This is a genomic window from Streptomyces sp. BV286 (genome assembly GCF_019090165.1).
Lineage (GTDB): Bacteria > Actinomycetota > Actinomycetes > Streptomycetales > Streptomycetaceae > Streptomyces.
The window spans coordinates 57,524-75,746 of the sequence record NZ_JAHRIB010000206.1; the positions used below are offsets into that span (position 1 = coordinate 57,524).

Below are 18,223 nucleotides of genomic sequence, written 5' to 3' on the forward strand. Positions count from 1 at the left end.
GAGGCAGCGTGAAACGAGTACTGCTGGCCTACTTCTCCCGACCGGGCGTGAACTACCACAACGGCGGCCGTACCGACCTGAAGGTCGGCAACACCGAGGTGCTCGCCCACAAGATCGGCAGCCGTATCAGCTGCGACACCTACCGCATCCAGGCCGCCAACCCCTACCCGCACGACTACGACGCGACCGTAAAGCGCAACCTCCGCGAGCAGGACACCGACGCCCGCCCAGCCATCGAAGGCCGCCTGCCCTCACTCGACAACTACGACACCATCCTCCTGGCCAGCCCCATCTGGAACGTCCGAGCACCCATGATCATGACGACGTTCACCGAAGACCTCGACTTCCAAGGCAAGACCATCCACCCGGTCACCACTCACGCCATGAGCGGCCTGGGCACCACCGAACGCGACTACGCCGCCTCCTGCCCCGGCACGACCATCGCCGAGGGCCTCGCGGTACGCGGCGAAGAGGTCAAAGACGCCGACACCGAAGTCTAGGCATGGATACGACGTATCCGGCTGCCCAACCGGTAGACGCTCCTGCCGGGCCCGTCACAGCCCGTCCGGCCCCAGCACTCACAGCTGTTCGTCGTCCTCGCACACGGTTGTGACCCGCGAGCACATGGAGCACTTGGAGCCCTTGGAGGAGGAGATGCGCCGTATCGCGAAGCGGCTGACCGCTGCCAACCGGACGGTTACCGCAGCGTCGGACCAAGCTGAGGCCGCAGCCAGGTGAGAGTCGCAGGGGTCAGAAATCCTGACCGCCCGGTAGCGCCACCGACACCCGCCCTGATCTTCATGCCTCGAGCCCTGTTCCCCCTACGCATCGGGGGAACAAGGCTCGAGGCGTCAACCGGATCAAAATGCTCAAGCGTCAGATGTTCGGCCGCGCAGGATTCGAACTTCTTCGCAAACGGGTCCTCCTGGCCATGTGAGCGTTTGTCAGTGTCTGCTGGCATGCTGGCTTCGTCCGCGAGAGCGATACCAGGAGCCGAGCATGGGCACGTGGGGAACAGGCCCATTCGACAGCGATCTCGCTGCCGACTTCGTCGATGAACTCGAGGGACTGAATTCTCAGAAGGTCATCGAATTGCTCGAGCGAGCATTCCACCGAGTCACGGATTCCGGAGCACGCGTGGATGGCGGCGACGGCACCGAAGCGGTGGCCGCCGCGGCTCTCGTTGCCAGCACAGTCCCGGGCAGCGGGATTGTGATCGACCCTGATGACGGACCTGGAGAACCTCTGCCGCAGCTTCCGTTGGCTCTCCGCACGTCAGCAGTGCTCGCTCTGCAGTGTGTACTCCAAGACGGATCGGAACTGCTGACCGGCTGGGTGGACAGTGCCGACGCCGTTCAGTGGCGCCACGAAGTCCAACGGATCGCGGAGGCCCTCAGACCGATCGGTCACGGAAAGTATCCGCGCCACAAGAATTGGACCAGAGCCGGTTCTCGTGAGCAGAGCTATGAGGACCTCTCCGAGCTCCACCAGACGTCCCGCCAGAATGCCAGGTAGGTTCGGCGTGGGGTCCGTGCCGCGGTGACGGACCCCACGCCAGCCGCCTCCCCTCCCCCGGGGCTGCCTATTTCGGCCTCGGGACTGGAGGGCTCGCATGGTGAGGTGTCGCGAATCTTCCGGCGGCCTCCGGCCTGGTCACCGTGGGTTGTTATCTCCACCGGGCCGACATCCGTCAGCACCGTCTTGGAGCGTTTGCCACTACGGGAGTTGCCGCCGTTCTTCCCGCCCGCATCGTATTCGTCATAGCCGAGGTGGCCGGTGATCTCGCCTTCCAGGGCGGATTCCAGCAGCCGCATGGTCAGCTGCAAGCCCTCGGCCTGGGCACGGCCAACCAGCTCGTCAATCAACTGGTCGTCCACAGCCTCCGCCGACACAACCTTCGTGGGCTCGACAACCTCGGACTCGGACACGTTCTCACCGGTCATCGATGCATCCTCCATGATCGGGAGTTACACCGAACGTCTTACAGTCCCCCGCCACCCACCCCCACAAGGCACCGCCCACAATCCGATGACCCGAGGAGGTCACAGCGCCGGCAGGAAGTGGGCAGGGAGGGCGTCCGAACTCGTGAGGCAGGCCTTGTTCGGCCGCAGCCCCCCGCCACCACGCCGGTAGCGCGGGCTGGCTCCACCAGTGGTACTGGCCGAGACATGCAGGTTCTCGGTTTTCGCTCAGCCCTTGACGGCGGAGCTGGCGACGCCTTGGACGAACCAGCGTTGGAAGAAGGCGAAGACCACCAGGACGGGCAGGATCAGGAGGACGCCGAAGGCGAGGATCTGGCCCCAGTCCGGGGGCTGCTGGCCCTGGAAGACGCTCATCTCCAGCGGCAGTGGCCGCACCGACGGGTCGGAGACCATCAGTACCGGCCATAGGAAGGAGCCCCACTGGATGAGGAAGGTCAGGATCGCCACGGAGGCGAAGGCCGGCTTCGACATGGGGACGATGATGGCGAAGAAGGTACGCCAGGGGCCAGCGCCGTCGATGCGGGCGGCTTCCTCGATGCTCGGTGGGATCGTGCGGAAGAACGTGTGGAACTGGTAGACGGAGAAGGCGTTGGCGATGAAGGGGAGCGCCAGGATGTACAGGGTGTTGCGCTGGTCGTTGAACATGTAGAAGAGCGGGACGGCCACCGACTCGAACGGGACCAGCATCAGCAGCAGGACGAGTGTGAAGACGGCTTCCCGGCCGCGCCACTTGAGCCGGGAAAGGCCGTATGCCGCCATCGAGTTGACGAACAGGCCGCCGGTGACGACGACGAACGCCAGCAGCAGCGAGATGCCCATGAAGCGCCAGAAGTAGCCGGTGCTGTCGGAGTTGAGGCTGCTCAGGACGGCGGAGTAGTTGTCGAGGGACAGGTTGGTGGGGAGGAAGCCGGACAGGCCGCCCAGGACCTCGTCGGACGGCTTGAGACTGCCCAGGAACAGGTAGATCACGGGCAGCACGAACACGAGGGCCAGCACACTGAGTACGGCGTAGTCCATGAAACGGCGCAGGGGCGTAGGGGTGGTGCCCATGGGTCAGTCCTCGATTCCGGGCCGGACGACGCGGCGCTGGATGAGCGTCAGGACGACGACGATCAGGAAGAAGACGACGGTGATCGCGGACGCCTGGCCGATGTTGTTCTGGTCGAAGGCTGTGGTGACGGCCTGGTACATCACGGTGCGGGTGGCGTCCTCGTCGAGCCCGCCGCCGCGGACAAGGACGTAGACCTGGTCGAAGACGCGAAAGGAGAGCACCGAGGTGAGCATGACGACGAAGACGAGGGTGCCGTGGATGCCGGGCAGGGTGACGTGGCGGAACTGCTGCCAGCGGGTGGCGCGGTCGAGTTCGGCGGCCTCGTAGAGCTCGCCCGGGATCTGCTGGAGGCCGGCCAGGAGGATGACCATCTGGAAGCCGACGCCCTGCCAGATGGACAGGACGATGATCGAGGCCATCGCGGTGGCCGAGTCTCCGAGCCAGTCGAAGGCGCCCCAGTTGCCGAAACTCACCGCGTCCAGCGCGGAGTTGAGCATGCCCTCGTCGCTGCGGGCAAGGATGAGGCGCCAGATCACGGCGACGAGCGCCATGGGGAAGACGACCGGCATGAAGAACAGGGAGCGGAACAGGCCGATGGCCTTGAGCTTGCGGTTGAGCAGGATCGCGAGGCCGAGGGCGAGGGCGGTCTGGACGGGGACGACGACCACGGCGAAGGTCAGGTTGTTCCTCAGCGCCCGCAGGAAGGGGCCGGACAGGTCCGGATCCGTGAACAGGCGCCGGTACTGCTCGATCCCGAACCAGGTCGGTTCCAGCGGGGAGCCGAGGCGGACGTTGTAGAAGGAGAGGACGACGGCGTAGCCGAACGGCACCCCGACGAAGACGATGAGTCCGACGACGGCCGGGGCGGACATGAGCAGTCCGTGCAGCCAGTCTCGGTTCCTGTGGCCCGGCCGCGCTGATCGCGTAGTCCGCGCGGGCTTCACGGGTGTCACGGACGGGGTCTGCTCCGGGCCGGGCGGCGCCGAGTGCGCGGGTTCCACGGATGTCACGGGAGGGTCCTGTTCCCGGCGGGGCGGGCGCGGCTGCCGCGCCCGCCCCGGCCGATGGGTCCTACGGGATCTTGTAGCCCGCGTTGTCGGAGAAGTCCTGGTCGATGGCGCGGGCGGCCTTTTCCAGGGCGCTCTTGGGGTCGGCGCCGCCGTAGACGGAGTTCAGGGCCTCGCTGAACTTCGTGGTGATCACGGGGTATCCGGCGGTCACCGGGCGGGTGACGGCGACGCAGGAGGAGGTGATGTCGCTGTCGCCGCAGGGCTTGGCGAGCTGGTCGGCGAAGAGCTGGAGCGGGCCGCCCTGCTGGTAGAGGCTGCTCTTGGCGAGTGCCGTCCTGGTGGCGGGGACCGCCCCGTTGGCGGTCGTCATGGCGGTGACGTTGGCGTCATCCAGGAGGGTGTCCAGGAAAGTGCCGGCGGCCTTGGCGTTCTTGGTGTCGGCGCCGATGCCCCAGGCCCAGGAGCCCTGGCCGGTCTTGGGTCCGTTGCCGAAGTCGGGCAGCGGCAGGACGACGAGGTCGTCACCGAGGGCCTTGCTGTAGGCGGGGTACATCCAGTGGCCGACCCAGCTCAGGGCGACGCGGCCCTTGGCGAAGGCGTTGCCGTCGGTGTTGGGGTCGACGTATGTCTTCCAGGACTGGAAGGTCTTCATGGCCGAGACCACGGCCGGGGTGTCGAGGGCGCCTTCCGCCTTGCCGTCCTTGATGAGGGAGCCGCCCGCGGACCAGACGATCGGGGCGAAGCCGTAGGTGCCCCACTCGTTGGCGTAGCCGCCGGTCTCCTGGAGGTCGAGGGGCTTGCCGTCGGAGTCCTTGGCCTTCAGGGTCTTGAGCGCGGCGGTGAACTGCTGCGCGGTCCAGGCGTCGGACAGGCTGGTCGGGTACTTCACCCCGGCCGCGTCCAGCAGCTTCTTGTTGCCGTACATGCCGAGCCCGGAGTCGAACATGCCCAGGCCGTAGTGCTTGCCGTCGACCTCGCCCTGCGCCTTGTTCGCGTCGGTGGCGTTGTCCATGGTCTTGGTGGAGACGTAGGTGTCGATCGGGGCGAGCTTCTTGTTGTAGACGAAGTTCGCCATGGTCGGGCCGTCGAACTCCATCACGTCCGGCAGCTTGGAGGCGTCGGTGGCGGTGATGGTCTTGGTGTAGTCGGCCTCGGGGATCAGTTTCAGGTCGACCTTGATCTTGTTCTGCGAGGAGTTGAAGGCCTTCACCGCGTTCTGCAGCGCACTGGCCTCGCTCTTCTGGCCCTGGTGGGCCCAGACACTGATGGTGCCCTTGCCGCTGCCCGCCTCGGCGGAGGCGTCGGTGCCGCCGCCCGAGCCGCAGGCGGCCAGGGCCACCAGGGGGGCCAGGGCCAGGGCTGTACATACGGTGCGGCGGTACTTTCTGCTGTTCGAGCTCATGGCTGTGCCTCCGTGCTGTGGCGAGGGTTCGACGTGCTGATGTGCTTGCCGGGCATGGGGTGCAGTGCTCAGGCAGCTACTGCGGGCCGCGCGGGCGCGGCGGGGCGGTGGTCTCGCGCAGGACGAGGCGGATGGGCATCTGCACCTGCTCGGCGGGCGGTTCGGCGTTGGGTTCGTCCAGCTGGCGCAGCAGCAGCCGGGCGGCCTGGGCGCCCTGCTCGGCGACCGGCTGGGCGACGGTGGTCAGGCCGACCACGTCGGCGAGTTCGTGGTCGTCGAAGCCGACGACCGACACGTCGTCGGGGACCCTGAGGCGGTGACGGCGCAGTGCGCGCAGGGCGCCCATCGCCATCTCGTCGGACTGCGCGAACACGGCGGTCGGCGGCCGGGAGGCGGCCAGCAGTTCGGTCATCGCCCGCTCGCCGCCCTCGACGGTGTAGTCACCGTCGGCCTCCAGGGCCGGGTCGTGCTCGATCCCGGCCTCGGTCAGCACGTCCAGGTAGGCGTTGCGGCGTTCGACCGGGGTGGTCCAGTGCAGGGGTCCGCTGGAGCCGCTGATCATGCCGATGCGGCGGTGGCCGAGGTTGACCAGATGCCGTACGGCGCTCTCGGTGCCGGCCCGGTCGTCGATGCCGACGACGGTGAAACCGGGCCGGGGGCCGCCGACCGTGGTGGCCAGCGGCACCCCCAGTGAGCTCAGTGCGGCCGACTCCGCATCGTCGGGAATGAGGAGCGACAGCACCGCGTCCACGCGCTTGCGGACCGGCAGCTTGGTGAAGAAACGCTTGCGTGTCTCCGGCGAGCCCAGGTTGTACAGCAGCACGTCGTAGCCGGCGGCACTGAACTCGCGCTCGGCGGCGTCCAGAACGGTGCCGAAGAACCAGCGGCCCACGTACGGGACCACGACTCCGATGGTGTAGGTGCGCCCGCTCGCCAGGCTGGAGGCGGAACGTGAGGCGGTGTAGCCGAGCTGGGCGGCGACCTCCGCGATCTGCGCCCGTACCTCCTCCGACACCCCCGGTCGGCCGCGGAGTGCGCGGGACACGGTGGACGCCGAGACTCCGGCGGCGCGGGCGACATCGGTGATGCTGGCCGTCACGGCGGGTACCTCCCGTTGATTTCACATCGGTGTGATCTGTGAGTGACGTGACCGTAAACCCGCCCATCCTGTTGCGCAAGCGTTTGCGTTCATATTTACTTGGGCCGATCCTCAAGAGACCTTTTTGTTATCCAGCGTCAGCGCACACGTTTGGGCGCTGTGGAGCGACAGGACCAGCGCATGCGATACGCCCCGCCCGGCCTCTGCGTGAACGACTTCGCCGTCCTGCGCGACGAGGACGGCACGTACGCGGTGCTGCACCTGCAGGGGCCCTGGACACCGGACTTCGACCACCTGCGGATGGAGACCTCCTACGGCCGGGCCACCTCCACCGACCTGGTCCACTGGCAGCCCCAGGGCACCCCTTTCGGCAACGGTCTGCCCGGCCGCTTCGACCAGCAGGCGGTGTGGACCATGCATCCGATCCCTCACGGCAACGGAATGGCGATGTTCTACACGGGCGTCTCCGGTCTCACACCGGGCGGCTGGCCGCTCCAGTCGGTCGGGCTGGCGTACTCCGACCGCACCGACGGCACAGCCTGGCGTCGCCACGGGACCGAGCCGGTCGTCGAGGCTGATCCGCGCTGGTACCGCACCGGTGAACACATGGGCTGGCGCGACCCGTTCGTCGTACGCGACGACGAGACCGACAGCTGGGTCATGGTCGTCTGCGCCAGCGACGCCTCCCTCCCTGTGGAAGTCGGCGGCTGCGTCGCGCTGGCCACTTCCGAGGACCTGGAGCACTGGACCGTCCACCCGCCGCTCATCTCACCCGGTGACGTCGACGAGCTGGAGTGCCCGGTCCTGGAACGCCTCGACGACGGAACCTGGCTGCTGCTCGGCTCCATCGGCGCAACCCGGGGCTTCGAGGCGTGGACCGCCCCCCGCCTGCGCGGGCCCTGGACCCGCCGCGGCCAGCTCGGACCGACCGGCTCGTACGCACCCCGTGTCATCCCCGCCCCCGACGGCACGCGTGTCGTCCTGCACACCACACCCCGCCGGGTGGGCCTCAACGACACCGGTGACCGCTGCCGCGGCATGCTCGCCCAGCCCAAGTCCCTTGTCACGCCGGTTGATTCGGCGCCACGCCTGGAATGGTGGCCCGGCCTGGACAACTGGCTCGGCGAGGAGACGGACCGCCCCACCCTGCACGCGGTCGGCGACATAGGCGTATCCGGGCCGGTCGAGATCACCCTGCGCACGGACACGCCGGACGGCGACCGTTGCGCCCTCGCCGTGGGCTGCGACGGCAAGAACCTCTGGGTCACCGGCCCCGACCGGACCCGGCTCGGCGAGACCGTCCTGACGGACCCCGCCGCCACCTTGCGCATCCTCACCGTCGGCGAATACGTCGAGGTCTACGCCGACAACGTCTTCGCCCTCACCACCCTGTGCTACTCCGGGCACCCCGCCCCGTGGACGGCCGTCACCGAAGGACGCGAACACACCGTCCCCGTCCGCCCGATCCGGCTGCCCGACCCCCACCGCGACGACGCCTCCGCCATCTGGCCCGGCCCGTCACCGCGCTGACCCGAACTCCCCATCGGGAAATGTTCCGCAAGCTCGCGCCGGCCTCCGGTGTCGAGCGGTTCTCCACGCACACCACCCAACACTTACCTCTGACCCATCTGGCCCGCATGCGCTGGGAGTTGCACGCGATCGCGTCCTTTGCCGGACGCCGTCACACCGACTCCACCCTGCAATACATCCACCTCTCCGACCGGGACCTGGCCGAGCAGCTGGCCCGCGGCATGGACCACATTCATGCCTGTCGAATAAAGATGCTCACCGCACCGGGCTGGCGCGTCATCGCACGGCTGCTGAGACCGCTCGAGGCGGTCAACGCCGCACTCGACTCGCCCCACACACACCGCCGACAGGCCATGCTCGACGTGATCGCCCTTCAGTTGACGCACAGCGCGGAGACTGGACGGGCCTACTGGGGCTGGACCACGCGGGAATGGACTCGTCTTACTCCCGCACCCCGGCGGCCCGGTGCGATTGTCCCAGATCAAGACGATGGGGGCCTTGAGTCGGATGTGGGCGCGGGCCGGTCGTCATGCCAGGAGAAGCTGTCGCGTCAATGAACGTCGTGGGCTCCTGGCGCCGGTCGGCGACGACGCCTCGCACAACGGAGTCGCGGACGCGACCGAAGCGCATCTACCGAGCTGGACACACAAGCTGACGCCGCACGTCCTGCGGCATTCCTGCGCGTCGCAGCTCGATGTGTTGTCTCATGAGGTGATTCAGTAGCGGCCCCGAATGCCTCAACGGAAGATCACGTCATGACTGTTTCCCTGGGGACTGAACGGCTCGTCCTGCGCCCGTTCACCGAGGCCGACGTCGACCTCCTGGTCACGCTGGACAGCGATCCCGACGTCATGCGCTTCATCAACGGCGGCCGGCCGGCCGACCAGCCGCGACGCGATCGAGGCACGGACCCTGCCTGGGCAACTACACATCCACCCGTGCATCAGCGCCCCCGGCTTCTGGGCCGCGCAGGAGAAGGCCACCGGGACCTTCCTCGGCTGGTTCGAACTGGGCCCCCTGGACGACCACCGGATTCATGCAGCAGCCGGGTGCACGTCTCGCAGCTCGGGACGTCATCAGGGACGACTCCTCTGCAGAGCTCATGATCGGGCTCGCGACCGGAATCGCCCTCGGGCTCGCTTTCGAGCTCGTGACCGGGCTCACGAACGGACTCGCCTACGGGCGCGCCTTCGGGCTCGCTTTCGGACTCACGGCAGCGCTTGTGACCGGGCTCGCAGTCGGTGCACCCGTTTCACGACGGTATGCAATGTTCCTGCTCTGCTCACGCCACCATCTGCCATTCCGGCTCGGACTGTTGCTGGACTGGGCCGTCGTCACCGCAGGCCTCCTGCGCTACAACCAAGTAGCAGCGTTTGATCAGCAGTTTGGGCAGCAGTTGGCGATCTTGAGTGCTGCAGATGCTCACGAGAAATGACATCGCCGTGGTGCGGTGCCACCGGAGTGCGGCAGAAGCAGTCCGTCTCTTGATCACCGGTCGTTAAACTCCCGGCGTTCGGATGCTGTCGATGGACTGGAAGGCCAAGCCATGGACGATGACCGTTGGGACGACTGGCCGGAACGGTGGGTCGGCACGGACTGCGACGTGCGGGCGGCCGTCAGCGCGATCCCTCGGGAGGTCAAGGACGGGTTCAGGTACGACGAGGTCGCCTGGCAGCGGTTCCGGCACTTCTACGGCCCGGGTGAGGAGATCCCCGGCCTGCTCGCCACGCTCGCGTCCGGGGACGCCGAAGCTGCCGACAGGGCCCTGTGGCAGCTCTGGACGAGTCTTCACCACCAGGGCGGCACGATCGCAGTGGGAGCACTGGCGGTGCCGTTCCTGCTCAGGATCGCAGCGACCGCCCGCCCCGAACTCCGAGCCCAAACCCTTCGCCTGATCGCCGAGATCGGCCGGTGCCAGCACATGGGGGACGGATCACGGGAAGGCCTGCTCCAGGTCTCCGAGGATCCCCTGATGATCGAGGGCAGCACGATGTGCCCGGTGGACTGGACGATCCAGGCCGCCCGTCAGGCAGTCACGGACGACCTGCACCTTCTGCTCCCGCTTCTCTCCGACCCCGACCCCGACCCCGAGGTCCGCTCCGTGACCGCCTACGTCCTGGCGGCGACCAGCGAGCTTTCACACGTCTCCTCTGCACTGCAGTCCAGGCTGGCGAAGGAAGACGATGCGGTAGTCCGGGTGAGCCTGATCCTGGCGATCGCCCAACTCGCCCGCGAACACCAGGATGAACACGCTCCCGGTTGGGCCCGGGGCCTATGGTCGGATCCCGGACGACCGCCCGAGGTCCGCATCGGCGCCGGCCTGGCCTGGCTGTGCCTGGTCACCCACCCCGCCCCCGACGAGCTCCGCGCCCTCCTCACCGACCCCGGCACCCGTCAATACGACGGCCTGCTCCAGCCGGTGCCATGGCTCACCTGGATCGACCCCACCGGCGTCGGGCTGCGCAGCTGCATCGACGAAATGCTCACGGCGAACATCCCCGAAACAGTGCTTGACGATCCTTGAGGTGGAGGACCATCACATGCACCACCCCTCCCCCAGCCCCGGCGCGCTCTGCCCTCTTGGATACCGCCCCGCCTTCCCAATCCTGAAGCATCCCAAGAAGCCTCAACCGACCGAGTGAACCCCCAACACCCCAGGCCAGAACCCACATCGGTCTGTGCTACCACCCCACGAACCCAAGCCCTTTGCCACCATCGGCCACGTGAAGGCCGACGGTGCTCTGCCTGCAGGGGTGGGCGAGCTGGTCGTTGCCGCCCGCACCGGTCTCGGGCCGGAGCAGGTTCTTGCCCAACTCGCCGTCCGGGTCCGCGTGGACGACGGCGGCGCCCTGACAGTCGACGCCTTCACCCCACGCTGACAGGGCACTCTTGGCAGGAGCAGGTGCCTTCTTGATCGGCTGGGCAAACGCCTACGCCGTGCTGACCGGCATCACCTCTCCACGCTCCGCGGCCTGGTCAAAGTCAGTGGGGCGACGCATCCGGCGTCGTCCCACTGCACCGCGTCTGATCGAAGAAACCCTCGTCCGCGATCGCGGACATGGCAGATTCGATGTTCTCGCGCGTAACACTCGGGACCACCAGCAGGCACCTAGCTGTGAAGCGCCCGACCTGGTCGAGTTCAAGATCTACTGTCTGCGCAAGTCGAACCGGGTCGTACACCTCGACCAACTGCCTGCCGCCGTCCCACGCGACGGTCACATCCAGCCATCCCTTCACCTCCTGCATCGCCCAGTCGTCCTCGTCCATGGGCACAGGCCACTCGATCCGATATTCCATGACCGAATCCTGCCCCAGATGTCACATCGGGGTAAGCATCATTACAGCTGGTCAGCGGTCAGAGAGCTGTCACCGGGCAGGTACCAGCGGCACGTCGACCAGGCGTTCCCAGGTGATGGGGCGTGCGCTGGGAGCTCACCGCTTGCCAAGTGGTCGGCGCTGGAAGTCTTCGGAGGTTGACTTGAAGCACGCGTCTTGTGGAGTCCAGGTAGCGGACCGGACGTGCCACTGGTGTCGTTGCCAATGACGCCAGCGTGACCCAACGCCAGTTGGGAGATCCGGATCTGGACCCGGTCTGTGGCAGCGGATGTGCTTAGTTTCCGTCCACGGTTTCCGGGCTGGTTGGCGCTGCGGGTCGGCCGCGCACCGCAGCCAGGCACTCGTCGTATAGGTCCATGATTTCGCCCTTGCCGTCGTTGGCGACCCACGTGATCGATGCGGCATCCAGGCACCCGAACGCTGTCGCGATCACCGCGCGAACCTTCGCGCCCTCGTTGCCGGTAGCTGTGTCCATACGGGCCTCGATGAGCGGCAGCTGGTCCTCCTGAAACCGCAGTCGCAGCCACGTACACTCCACCCGCGCCCCCGACTACCTCGCCGACGTCGTACGCGCCATGGCGCCCTGGCGCCGCGACCCCCGCGTCATCGACCTCCCCCACCTTGCGCACCAGGCCATCGCTCTCAGCACGACCGGCGCCGCCCGCTAGTGCTGGATTCCTCATTGGATGTACACATACCGGCGCCGCAATAGGCGAGTTGGTGGTGCGGGTCTGCCCGTCGGCGCAGACGACCGTCGCGCTCGGGCGGGCAGGTGTAGAGCTCGATGATCCTGGTCCTTTCCCTCGAAGTCCGCGTCTTTGGACCTCGTCCAGGACCGGGTGCGGCGCCACCGCACCCCCTCAGCCAGCAGAATCCGGCGGACCTGGCTGCGGCCAACCTCGATGCCCAGATTCCTGGCTTCGGCAGCCAGCGCGTCAAGGGTCCACTCCGGCGGCCCGGACTCATCCTCCGCGGCCGGCTCGCCGTCTGCCTGCACAGTCAGTCGACCCGGCGGCGCCTGCTTGACCAGGCCGATGATCCTCGAGCGTTCCGCCTCGCTGATCCGCCGTTTGCGGCCCTGCCCGCCCAGATCCTCCAGCCCGTCCAGGCCCGAGCCGTTGAAGCGGTGCAACCAGCGGCGGACCGTCTTCCGGTTGCACCTCAAGTCGTCCGCGATGGCCAGCACCCGCGGCCCGGCCCAGCTCGACCATCCGTGCACGCAGCACCAGATCACACGGTACTTCGCGCACTCGCGACAGTCGCCACCCCCACGGCAGCTCGTTCAGCAACGAATCGAGGCTCCCGCGACGGCCGCAGCCCCATCCCTGACCAGCGAATTCCGCTTACGAGATTCGGAAGGAGAACGACCTCTCAGCAAGAAGTCATTCTCCGTAGTAGAGACGGTGCAGGTCGATGAGCTGGATCGCGTGATCGTTCTTCGCGAGGTGGTGCAGGTCCTCGGTGAAGCCGGCGCCGCTGAAGCAATACAGCTGTGTCGTCTCGGTGGCCGCGCCTGTCGTGACCAGAAGAGAGCGGATGTGCCGCAGGCGCTCCAGGTGTCCGATCCCCATCACCTCGCTCCACTTCGCTTCTCCGATGGCAAGCAGCGCTTGACGCCCCTCGGGGGTCTCGCCGTGGACGGCGACGTCGACTTCGTGGCTGGTCGGGTCTGTCAAACGAGTGGTGTAACTGGGTTAGTTGAGGCTACTGACGGGCTGCGGAGAGGCGGCCGTCGAAGGTGATGTCGAAGGCGTTCAGTGCGGTCTTCCAGCGCATGGTCCAGTGGGCCTGGCCTTTGCCGGTGGGATCGAGCGACATGATCGCCATGTAACGCATTTCAACGCGGCCTGCTCGTTGGGGAAGTGTCCGCGGGCTTTCACCGCCCGGCGGATCCGCGCGTTCACCGACTCGATCGCGTTCGTCGTGCAGACGATGCGGCGGATCTCGGTGTCGAACCGCAAGAACGGGGTGAACTCCTCCCAGGCGTCCTCCCACAGCTTCACGATCGCCGGATACTTCCGGCCCCAGGCATCGGCGAACTCGGCGAACCGGTCCAGAGCCGCCTCTTCGGTGGAGCGGTGTAGACGGACTTGAGAAGCTTGGCGACCTTGTCCCAGTCCTGGCGGGCGGCATAGCGGGAGGAGTTCCGCAGCAGATGCACCACGCAGGTCTGCACGATCGTCCGGGGCCAGACGGTCTCGACCGCCTCGGGCAAGCCCTTGAGCCCGTCGCAGACCAGCATGAGCACGTCGCTCACCCCGCGGTTCTTGACCTCGGTGAGGATGTGCAGCCAGTGCTTGGCGCCCTCGCCGCCGTCGCCCGCCCACAGCCCCAGGATTTCCCGCCGGCCCTCGGTGGTGACGGCCAGGGCCACGTAAATGGGCCGGTTGGCCACCGCGCCGTCACGGATCTTCACGTGGATGGCGTCGATGAAGACGACCGGACAGACGGCGTCGAGCGGTCGGCTCTGCCATTCGGCCATGCCCTCCAGGACCTTGTCGGTGATGGTGGAGATGGTCTGGCGGGAGACTTCGGCGCCATAGACCTCGGCCAGGTGAACCTGGACCTCGCCGGTGGTCAAGCCCTTGGCGGCCAGCGAGACGACCATCTCGTCGACGCCGGTCAGACGCTTCTGCCGCTTCTTGACGATCTTCGGTTCGAAGGATCCGTCACGGTCGCGGGGCACGGATATCTCCACCGGTCCGACATCGGTCAGCACGGTTTGGGAGCGTTTGCCGTTGCGGGAGTTGCCGCCGTCCTTGCCGGCCGGATCGTGCTTGTCATAGCCGAGGCGGTCGGTGATCTCGCCTTCGAGAGCGGACTCGAGCAGCCGCTTGGTCAGCTACCTCAGCAGCCCGCCCTCGCCGGTCAGCTGCAGGCCTTCGACCTGGGCCCGGCCCACCAGTTCGTCGATCAACTGGTCGTCCACGGCCTTCGCCGCCGCAGCCCTCGTGGGCTCCACGGCCTCGGACTCGGACACGTTCTCACTGGTCATCGATGCATCTTCCATGATCGGGAGTTACACCGAACGTCTTACAGTCCCTCTCGGAACTGCCGAGGCGTCCCGTGACCAGGTGACGGAACGATCAATCCTGAGAAGAAGGGCCGGTATGGCGCCGGAGAACGGCCGCGTACGGCGCGGCTGATACTTTCCTTCCCGTGGCAGAACACCAGGACGAGACCAGGGCGGCCTACGACGGGGTCGTCGAGCTGTATGCGTCGATGTTCGCCAATGGGTTGGAGACGCAGCCGTTCGCGCGGAACATGATCGGCACCTTCGCCGAGCTTGTGCGTGGCACGGGGAATCGGCGGACAGCCGACGTAGGGTGCGGACCCGGTCATTTGACGGCCATGCTGCACGACTTGGGGCTGGACGCCTTCGGACTTGACCTCTCCCCGGCCATGGTCGACCACGCCCGGCGGGCCCATCCGGCACTGCGGTTCGATGAAGCGCGGATGGAAGCCCTTCCGGTCGAGGACGGCGCCCTCGGCGGAGTGCTGGCCCACTACTCGATGATCCATACTCCGCCTGGGGAATTGCCCGCGCTGCTCGCTGAGCAGGTACGTGTCCTGGCACCAGGGGGCCTGCTCCTGGTGTCCTTCTTCGGGACCGAAGGGCTACAACCAGTCCGCTTCGACCACAAGGTGGCGCCCGCCTACAGCTGGCCGGCGGAGCAGTTTGCCGGGTTGCTCACCGGAGCCGGACTCGTCACGGTGGCTCGACTGCTCCACGACCCAGCGTCCGAGCGCGGCTTCCTCGACACCCACGTTCTGGCCCGCCGCCCATAGCGCGTGACTTGGGGTGGTGTAGGTCATTCGCGTGCTGTAGCGCCGCGTTCTGGCCGATCGGTTTCGATCGGTGCAGACCTTCCGAGCATCGCCGGAGACAGCAACCATCCAGGTCAAGAAGACTGCGGCAGTGAGGCCACCACAGTGATGCGAGCAACGATCTCCCGGAAGGTAAGAATTCCCAGGTCAACGGGCTCCTGCCGCCGGGAGACCTGCGCGTCGAGCTAGGCCGTGTTTTAGAACGGGCTGGTCTGCCGAGTTGGCTGTCCGGGGAAATCGCGGGCGGCCAGCCACATGATGAGGTCGCCTGCGATCCGGCCGATGCTGGTGTCAGTGGTGACCTCGTGTTCGCGGCGGGCGGTGTCGCGGCGGACGGTCTCGTAGCCGCCTTCGTCGAGGACGGCCACGGAGGCGAACCAGGCGGGGTCGTCCTGGTCGGGCTGGATGACGACGAACGTGTTGTCCACGTCGTTCAGTTCGCTGATCAGGTCGAACAAGGCGTCCTCGGACGGGTCGTCGATGTGATGGCCGTTCTCGCTGTCGGCGCAGTAGTACTCAGCCGCCATTGGTCCGCTGTCTCCCTTGCCGACGTGCTGCGGGTTGCCGCCGCCAGGATGGCATGCGGTGCGGAAGCGCCAGGTCACAGCCATTCGTTGATGGCGGCGATGTGGACGGTGGCCTCGAAGCGGACGGCGAGCTTGTCGAACCGGGTGGCCACCACCCGATTGCGCTTGAGCCGGTTGATGCCGCACTCGACCGCGTGCCGGGCCTTGTAGTCCTCGCGGTCGAAGGCCGGCGGTCGCCCGCCGTTGCTGCCGCGGCGTCTGCGATGGCTGGCCTGATCGGCCGGTTCCGGGATGGTGGCTCGGATCCCACGTCGGCGTAAGTAGGCGCGGTTGGCGTGCGATGAGTACGCCTCGTCACCACGGACCCGCAGCGGCCGTCTGCGCGGTCGCCCCGCGCCGAGCCGGGGCACACGGATGCCTTCCAGTACGGCCACGAACTGCGGGCTGTCACCCCGCTGCCCTGCCGTGACCAGCAACGACAAGGGCCGCTGGTCTTGTTCGCAGGCCAGATGGATCTTGGTGGCCAGGCCGCCTCGAGACCGGCCGAGTGCGTGATCGTCCGGCTCTGCGACGATCCCGCCGGGTGGCTCCTTCTGGGTATGCCCATTCCGGCGGGCGCCGGCCGCGTGCTGGTGAGCCCGGCCGACCGTGGAGTCGACATTCGCCTCCCACGTGATCAGCCCGCCGGCATCGGCCCTGGCCTGCAGCCCGCTCAGTACTGCTGCCCAGACACCGGTGCGTTGCCAGCGACGGAACAGCCCGTAGACCGTCTGCCACGGCCCGTACTGACCCGGCAGGTCCCGCCATGGGGCACCAGTCCGTACCCGCCAGCGGATCCCATCGATCAGCCTCCTGAGCGTGCTGTGGCAGACAAGTCACAGCACGGTAGAAGAGCAGCGCTTCCCGCCGCCGCCCACCGCCGGGCCGTAGTCGCACCCCGAGCCCTAAGCCACCACCGCCAGCACCGGTCAGCCGACCGGCTCCCGGAGGACGTCAATCGCGGTGCGCACCTCGTGCGCACCGCCCCACTCCTCATGCCATTCCGTGTCGCAGCCGAGAAAGCGCCGGGACACCAGCGCGTCAGCCACATCCGTCACGGCCTCCGGGGTCGCATACACGCGGTGCAGGGCGGTGAGCGGGCCGCGCGGGATCGCTGCTCCCCTCCCGGCGCGGAGCAGGTGTGGGACCAGCCGGTGCCTTCTCTCCAAGTGAGCCGGAGGCCGCCCGGGCCGGCGCAGCAGGACGTATCCCACGCAAGCACCAGATACATGAGCTCGCCGTACGCCCGGCCGGTACGCTCCACCCGGACGATGCCCGGCGGAATGCCCCGGTCAGTCCGTCCGGCGCCCCTGTCTCGCCGGCCAAGCGCGTCCCCATCGTGACGGGACGTCGGGAACTTTCTGGGGCGCCCGGCCCCGGCCGGTGGCCGATGGGGCCGGAGCCGGGCAGCGGGGGCACGTAGGCGGGAACGCCGCATCCCGGGGCGCAGGCCAACCACGGGCAGTTCGCCGACGGGATGAAGCGATAGACGGTGCTTCGGTCGACGACCATGGCGCCGGCAACAGCGGGGCGCCGACCGCCCACCTCACAGCGGGACGCCCTCGGACGGCACTGTCAAGTGCGTCCGCCGCTCCAGCACTCGCTGTCCGCCAACTTCTGGATCTCTCAAGCTGGATGACCCGTCGGGGGCGAATCCGGACGGGTCAAGGCTCGCCCATTTTCCGCCCCGTTGGGGCAGGGGCAATCAAGCACCCCGGTTTCGTCGAAACGGCGCAGTGCGACGGAAAACCGGAGCCACTGCTCCCGCCAATCACGGCACACCGTCGCAACCCACGACACGCCGCCGGCGCCGGCCCTCGTGTCGGCAAGTAGCCCTGCCGTCGCGAACGGCCCCGTACGCCCGCCTGGCCGTCCTCGGAAGGGAAGCCCGAAGCCTCCGCTGAGTCGGGGAGACGGACGGGTCGGCCGTGCTGAGACCGGATCGCCCGTACCACCCGTACCATTCATGGTGTCCACGGTGTCACATAGCGGGCGCCAAACCACTGGAGGCAACACCACGTGCTGATTGCTCAGCGTCCGTCCCTGACCGAAGAGGTCGTCGACGAATTCCGCTCCCGGTTCGTCATCGAGCCGCTGGAGCCGGGCTTCGGTTACACCCTCGGCAACTCCCTGCGCCGTACGCTCCTGTCCTCGATCCCGGGTGCGGCGGTCACGTCCATCCGCATCGACGGGGTCCTGCACGAGTTCACCACCGTGCCGGGCGTCAAGGAGGACGTCACCGACCTGATCCTCAACATCAAGCAACTCGTCGTGAGCAGCGAGCAGGACGAGCCTGTCGTGATGTACCTGCGCAAGCAGGGCCCGGGCCTGGTCACCGCCGCCGACATCGCGCCCCCGGCCGGTGTCGAGGTCCACAACCCCGACCTCGTCCTCGCCACGCTCAACGGCAAGGGCAAGC

The 18,223-nt window shown here is 67.5% G+C and carries 20 protein-coding genes and 3 pseudogenes; 10 read left to right on the top strand and 13 right to left on the bottom strand.

The window, feature by feature from the left end; genetic code table 11:
* Positions 1 to 8 precede the first annotated feature (8 nt).
* Both KUF83_RS38615 and KUF83_RS43155 read left to right on the top strand, forming a co-directional pair.
* Positions 9 to 500: a flavodoxin gene (locus KUF83_RS38615; protein WP_308403338.1), complete on the top strand. Its 492-nt coding sequence runs from the start codon at positions 9 to 11 to the stop codon at positions 498 to 500.
* 499 nt (positions 501 to 999) lie between these two features.
* Complete coding sequence (locus KUF83_RS43155) at positions 1,000 to 1,515, top strand: DUF4259 domain-containing protein (protein WP_217459752.1); 516 nt, start codon at positions 1,000 to 1,002, stop codon at positions 1,513 to 1,515.
* A 128-nt stretch (positions 1,516 to 1,643) separates the two neighbouring features.
* Here KUF83_RS43155 and KUF83_RS38625 read toward each other — a convergent pair.
* The 5 genes and pseudogenes from KUF83_RS38625 to KUF83_RS38645 all read right to left on the bottom strand — a co-directional run.
* A pseudogene (locus KUF83_RS38625) lies at positions 1,644 to 1,943 on the bottom strand (transposase); the annotation flags it as partial.
* Positions 1,944 to 2,189: 246 nt separating this feature from the next.
* Positions 2,190 to 3,032: a carbohydrate ABC transporter permease gene (locus tag KUF83_RS38630; protein WP_217459754.1), complete on the bottom strand. Its 843-nt coding sequence runs from the start codon at positions 3,030 to 3,032 to the stop codon at positions 2,190 to 2,192.
* A 3-nt stretch (positions 3,033 to 3,035) separates the two neighbouring features.
* Positions 3,036 to 4,043 carry a carbohydrate ABC transporter permease gene (locus tag KUF83_RS38635; protein ID WP_217459755.1) on the bottom strand — a complete coding sequence of 336 codons (1,008 nt, stop codon included), beginning with the start codon at positions 4,041 to 4,043 and terminating at the stop codon, positions 3,036 to 3,038.
* A gap of 61 nt (positions 4,044 to 4,104) precedes the next feature.
* A complete protein-coding gene (locus KUF83_RS38640) occupies positions 4,105 to 5,445 on the bottom strand; it encodes a sugar ABC transporter substrate-binding protein (protein WP_217459756.1) in 1,341 nt (446 codons plus the stop codon).
* 76 nt (positions 5,446 to 5,521) lie between these two features.
* Positions 5,522 to 6,544 carry a LacI family DNA-binding transcriptional regulator gene (locus KUF83_RS38645; protein ID WP_217459757.1) on the bottom strand — a complete coding sequence of 341 codons (1,023 nt, stop codon included), beginning with the start codon at positions 6,542 to 6,544 and terminating at the stop codon, positions 5,522 to 5,524.
* A 180-nt stretch (positions 6,545 to 6,724) separates the two neighbouring features.
* Between KUF83_RS38645 and KUF83_RS38650 the strand changes: the two genes are divergently transcribed.
* The 6 genes from KUF83_RS38650 to KUF83_RS38675 all read left to right on the top strand — a co-directional run bounded on the left by KUF83_RS38650 (position 6,725) and on the right by KUF83_RS38675 (position 10,953).
* Positions 6,725 to 8,074, top strand: a complete 1,350-nt coding sequence (locus KUF83_RS38650; RefSeq protein ID WP_217459758.1) for a mucin-1 — start codon at positions 6,725 to 6,727, stop codon at positions 8,072 to 8,074.
* 20 nt (positions 8,075 to 8,094) lie between these two features.
* Positions 8,095 to 8,631 (top strand): site-specific integrase, encoded by a 537-nt coding sequence (locus KUF83_RS38655; protein ID WP_217459760.1) that lies wholly within the window; start codon positions 8,095 to 8,097, stop codon positions 8,629 to 8,631.
* Between the two features lie 198 nt (positions 8,632 to 8,829).
* Positions 8,830 to 9,180 carry a GNAT family N-acetyltransferase gene (locus KUF83_RS42390; RefSeq protein WP_374106244.1) on the top strand — a complete coding sequence of 117 codons (351 nt, stop codon included), beginning with the start codon at positions 8,830 to 8,832 and terminating at the stop codon, positions 9,178 to 9,180.
* Complete coding sequence (locus KUF83_RS42395) at positions 9,177 to 9,509, top strand: hypothetical protein (RefSeq protein ID WP_254645021.1); 333 nt, start codon at positions 9,177 to 9,179, stop codon at positions 9,507 to 9,509. Before KUF83_RS42390 ends, KUF83_RS42395 begins: the two co-directional genes overlap by 4 nt.
* 111 nt (positions 9,510 to 9,620) lie before the next feature.
* Entirely contained in the window at positions 9,621 to 10,598 is a 978-nt protein-coding gene (locus KUF83_RS42400) for a hypothetical protein (protein WP_254645003.1), read from the top strand.
* Positions 10,599 to 10,797: 199 nt separating this feature from the next.
* Positions 10,798 to 10,953, top strand: coding sequence for a hypothetical protein (locus tag KUF83_RS38675; protein WP_217459761.1), 156 nt, complete (start codon positions 10,798 to 10,800; stop codon positions 10,951 to 10,953).
* A gap of 103 nt (positions 10,954 to 11,056) precedes the next feature.
* Here the strand turns inward: KUF83_RS38675 and KUF83_RS38680 are convergent, their stop codons facing one another.
* From KUF83_RS38680 to KUF83_RS38700, 5 genes and pseudogenes are all read right to left on the bottom strand, one after another.
* The gene (locus KUF83_RS38680; protein ID WP_217459763.1) at positions 11,057 to 11,341 is read right to left on the bottom strand and encodes a hypothetical protein; all 285 of its coding nucleotides are present in this window, start codon (positions 11,339 to 11,341) and stop codon (positions 11,057 to 11,059) included.
* A gap of 343 nt (positions 11,342 to 11,684) precedes the next feature.
* Positions 11,685 to 11,885 (bottom strand): hypothetical protein, encoded by a 201-nt coding sequence (locus tag KUF83_RS38685; RefSeq protein WP_217459786.1) that lies wholly within the window; start codon positions 11,883 to 11,885, stop codon positions 11,685 to 11,687.
* Between the two features lie 204 nt (positions 11,886 to 12,089).
* A complete protein-coding gene (locus tag KUF83_RS38690) occupies positions 12,090 to 12,596 on the bottom strand; it encodes a helix-turn-helix domain-containing protein (RefSeq protein ID WP_308403339.1) in 507 nt (168 codons plus the stop codon).
* A 196-nt stretch (positions 12,597 to 12,792) separates the two neighbouring features.
* Positions 12,793 to 13,086, bottom strand: a complete 294-nt coding sequence (locus tag KUF83_RS38695; protein WP_217459764.1) for a hypothetical protein — start codon at positions 13,084 to 13,086, stop codon at positions 12,793 to 12,795.
* A gap of 28 nt (positions 13,087 to 13,114) precedes the next feature.
* Positions 13,115 to 14,405, bottom strand: a pseudogene (locus KUF83_RS38700) (IS256 family transposase).
* A gap of 164 nt (positions 14,406 to 14,569) precedes the next feature.
* Between KUF83_RS38700 and KUF83_RS38705 the strand changes: the two are divergent.
* Positions 14,570 to 15,199 (top strand): class I SAM-dependent methyltransferase, encoded by a 630-nt coding sequence (locus KUF83_RS38705; RefSeq protein WP_217459765.1) that lies wholly within the window; start codon positions 14,570 to 14,572, stop codon positions 15,197 to 15,199.
* Between the two features lie 236 nt (positions 15,200 to 15,435).
* Here the strand turns inward: KUF83_RS38705 and KUF83_RS38710 are convergent, their stop codons facing one another.
* The 3 genes from KUF83_RS38710 to KUF83_RS42730 all read right to left on the bottom strand — a co-directional run bounded on the left by KUF83_RS38710 (position 15,436) and on the right by KUF83_RS42730 (position 16,862).
* Positions 15,436 to 15,765 (bottom strand): hypothetical protein, encoded by a 330-nt coding sequence (locus KUF83_RS38710; RefSeq protein ID WP_217459767.1) that lies wholly within the window; start codon positions 15,763 to 15,765, stop codon positions 15,436 to 15,438.
* Positions 15,766 to 15,839: 74 nt separating this feature from the next.
* Positions 15,840 to 16,613 (bottom strand): IS5 family transposase, encoded by a 774-nt coding sequence (locus KUF83_RS38715; protein ID WP_254645019.1) that lies wholly within the window; start codon positions 16,611 to 16,613, stop codon positions 15,840 to 15,842.
* A 120-nt stretch (positions 16,614 to 16,733) separates the two neighbouring features.
* Entirely contained in the window at positions 16,734 to 16,862 is a 129-nt protein-coding gene (locus KUF83_RS42730; RefSeq protein WP_302828599.1) for a hypothetical protein, read from the bottom strand.
* Positions 16,863 to 17,823: 961 nt separating this feature from the next.
* On the opposite strand from KUF83_RS42730, the pseudogene KUF83_RS38720 reads away from it, so the two are divergent.
* A pseudogene (locus tag KUF83_RS38720) lies at positions 17,824 to 18,223 on the top strand (DNA-directed RNA polymerase subunit alpha); the annotation flags it as partial.

Bases quoted from the DNA above. Each gene is read 5' to 3' on its own strand.
- KUF83_RS43155 (WP_217459752.1), top strand. From the start codon at position 1,000: ATGGGCACGTGGGGAACAGGCCCATTCGACAGCGATCTCGCTGCCGAC.
- KUF83_RS38630 (WP_217459754.1), bottom strand. From the start codon at position 3,032: ATGGGCACCACCCCTACGCCCCTGCGCCGTTTCATGGACTACGCCGTA.
- KUF83_RS38640 (WP_217459756.1), bottom strand. From the start codon at position 5,445: ATGAGCTCGAACAGCAGAAAGTACCGCCGCACCGTATGTACAGCCCTG.
- KUF83_RS38650 (WP_217459758.1), top strand. From the start codon at position 6,725: ATGCGATACGCCCCGCCCGGCCTCTGCGTGAACGACTTCGCCGTCCTG.
- KUF83_RS38655 (WP_217459760.1), top strand. From the start codon at position 8,095: ATGTTCCGCAAGCTCGCGCCGGCCTCCGGTGTCGAGCGGTTCTCCACG.
- KUF83_RS42390 (WP_374106244.1), top strand. From the start codon at position 8,830: ATGACTGTTTCCCTGGGGACTGAACGGCTCGTCCTGCGCCCGTTCACC.
- KUF83_RS42395 (WP_254645021.1), top strand. From the start codon at position 9,177: ATGATCGGGCTCGCGACCGGAATCGCCCTCGGGCTCGCTTTCGAGCTC.
- KUF83_RS42400 (WP_254645003.1), top strand. From the start codon at position 9,621: ATGGACGATGACCGTTGGGACGACTGGCCGGAACGGTGGGTCGGCACG.
- KUF83_RS38680 (WP_217459763.1), bottom strand. From the start codon at position 11,341: ATGGACGAGGACGACTGGGCGATGCAGGAGGTGAAGGGATGGCTGGAT.
- KUF83_RS38685 (WP_217459786.1), bottom strand. From the start codon at position 11,885: ATGGACACAGCTACCGGCAACGAGGGCGCGAAGGTTCGCGCGGTGATC.
- KUF83_RS38710 (WP_217459767.1), bottom strand. From the start codon at position 15,765: ATGGCGGCTGAGTACTACTGCGCCGACAGCGAGAACGGCCATCACATC.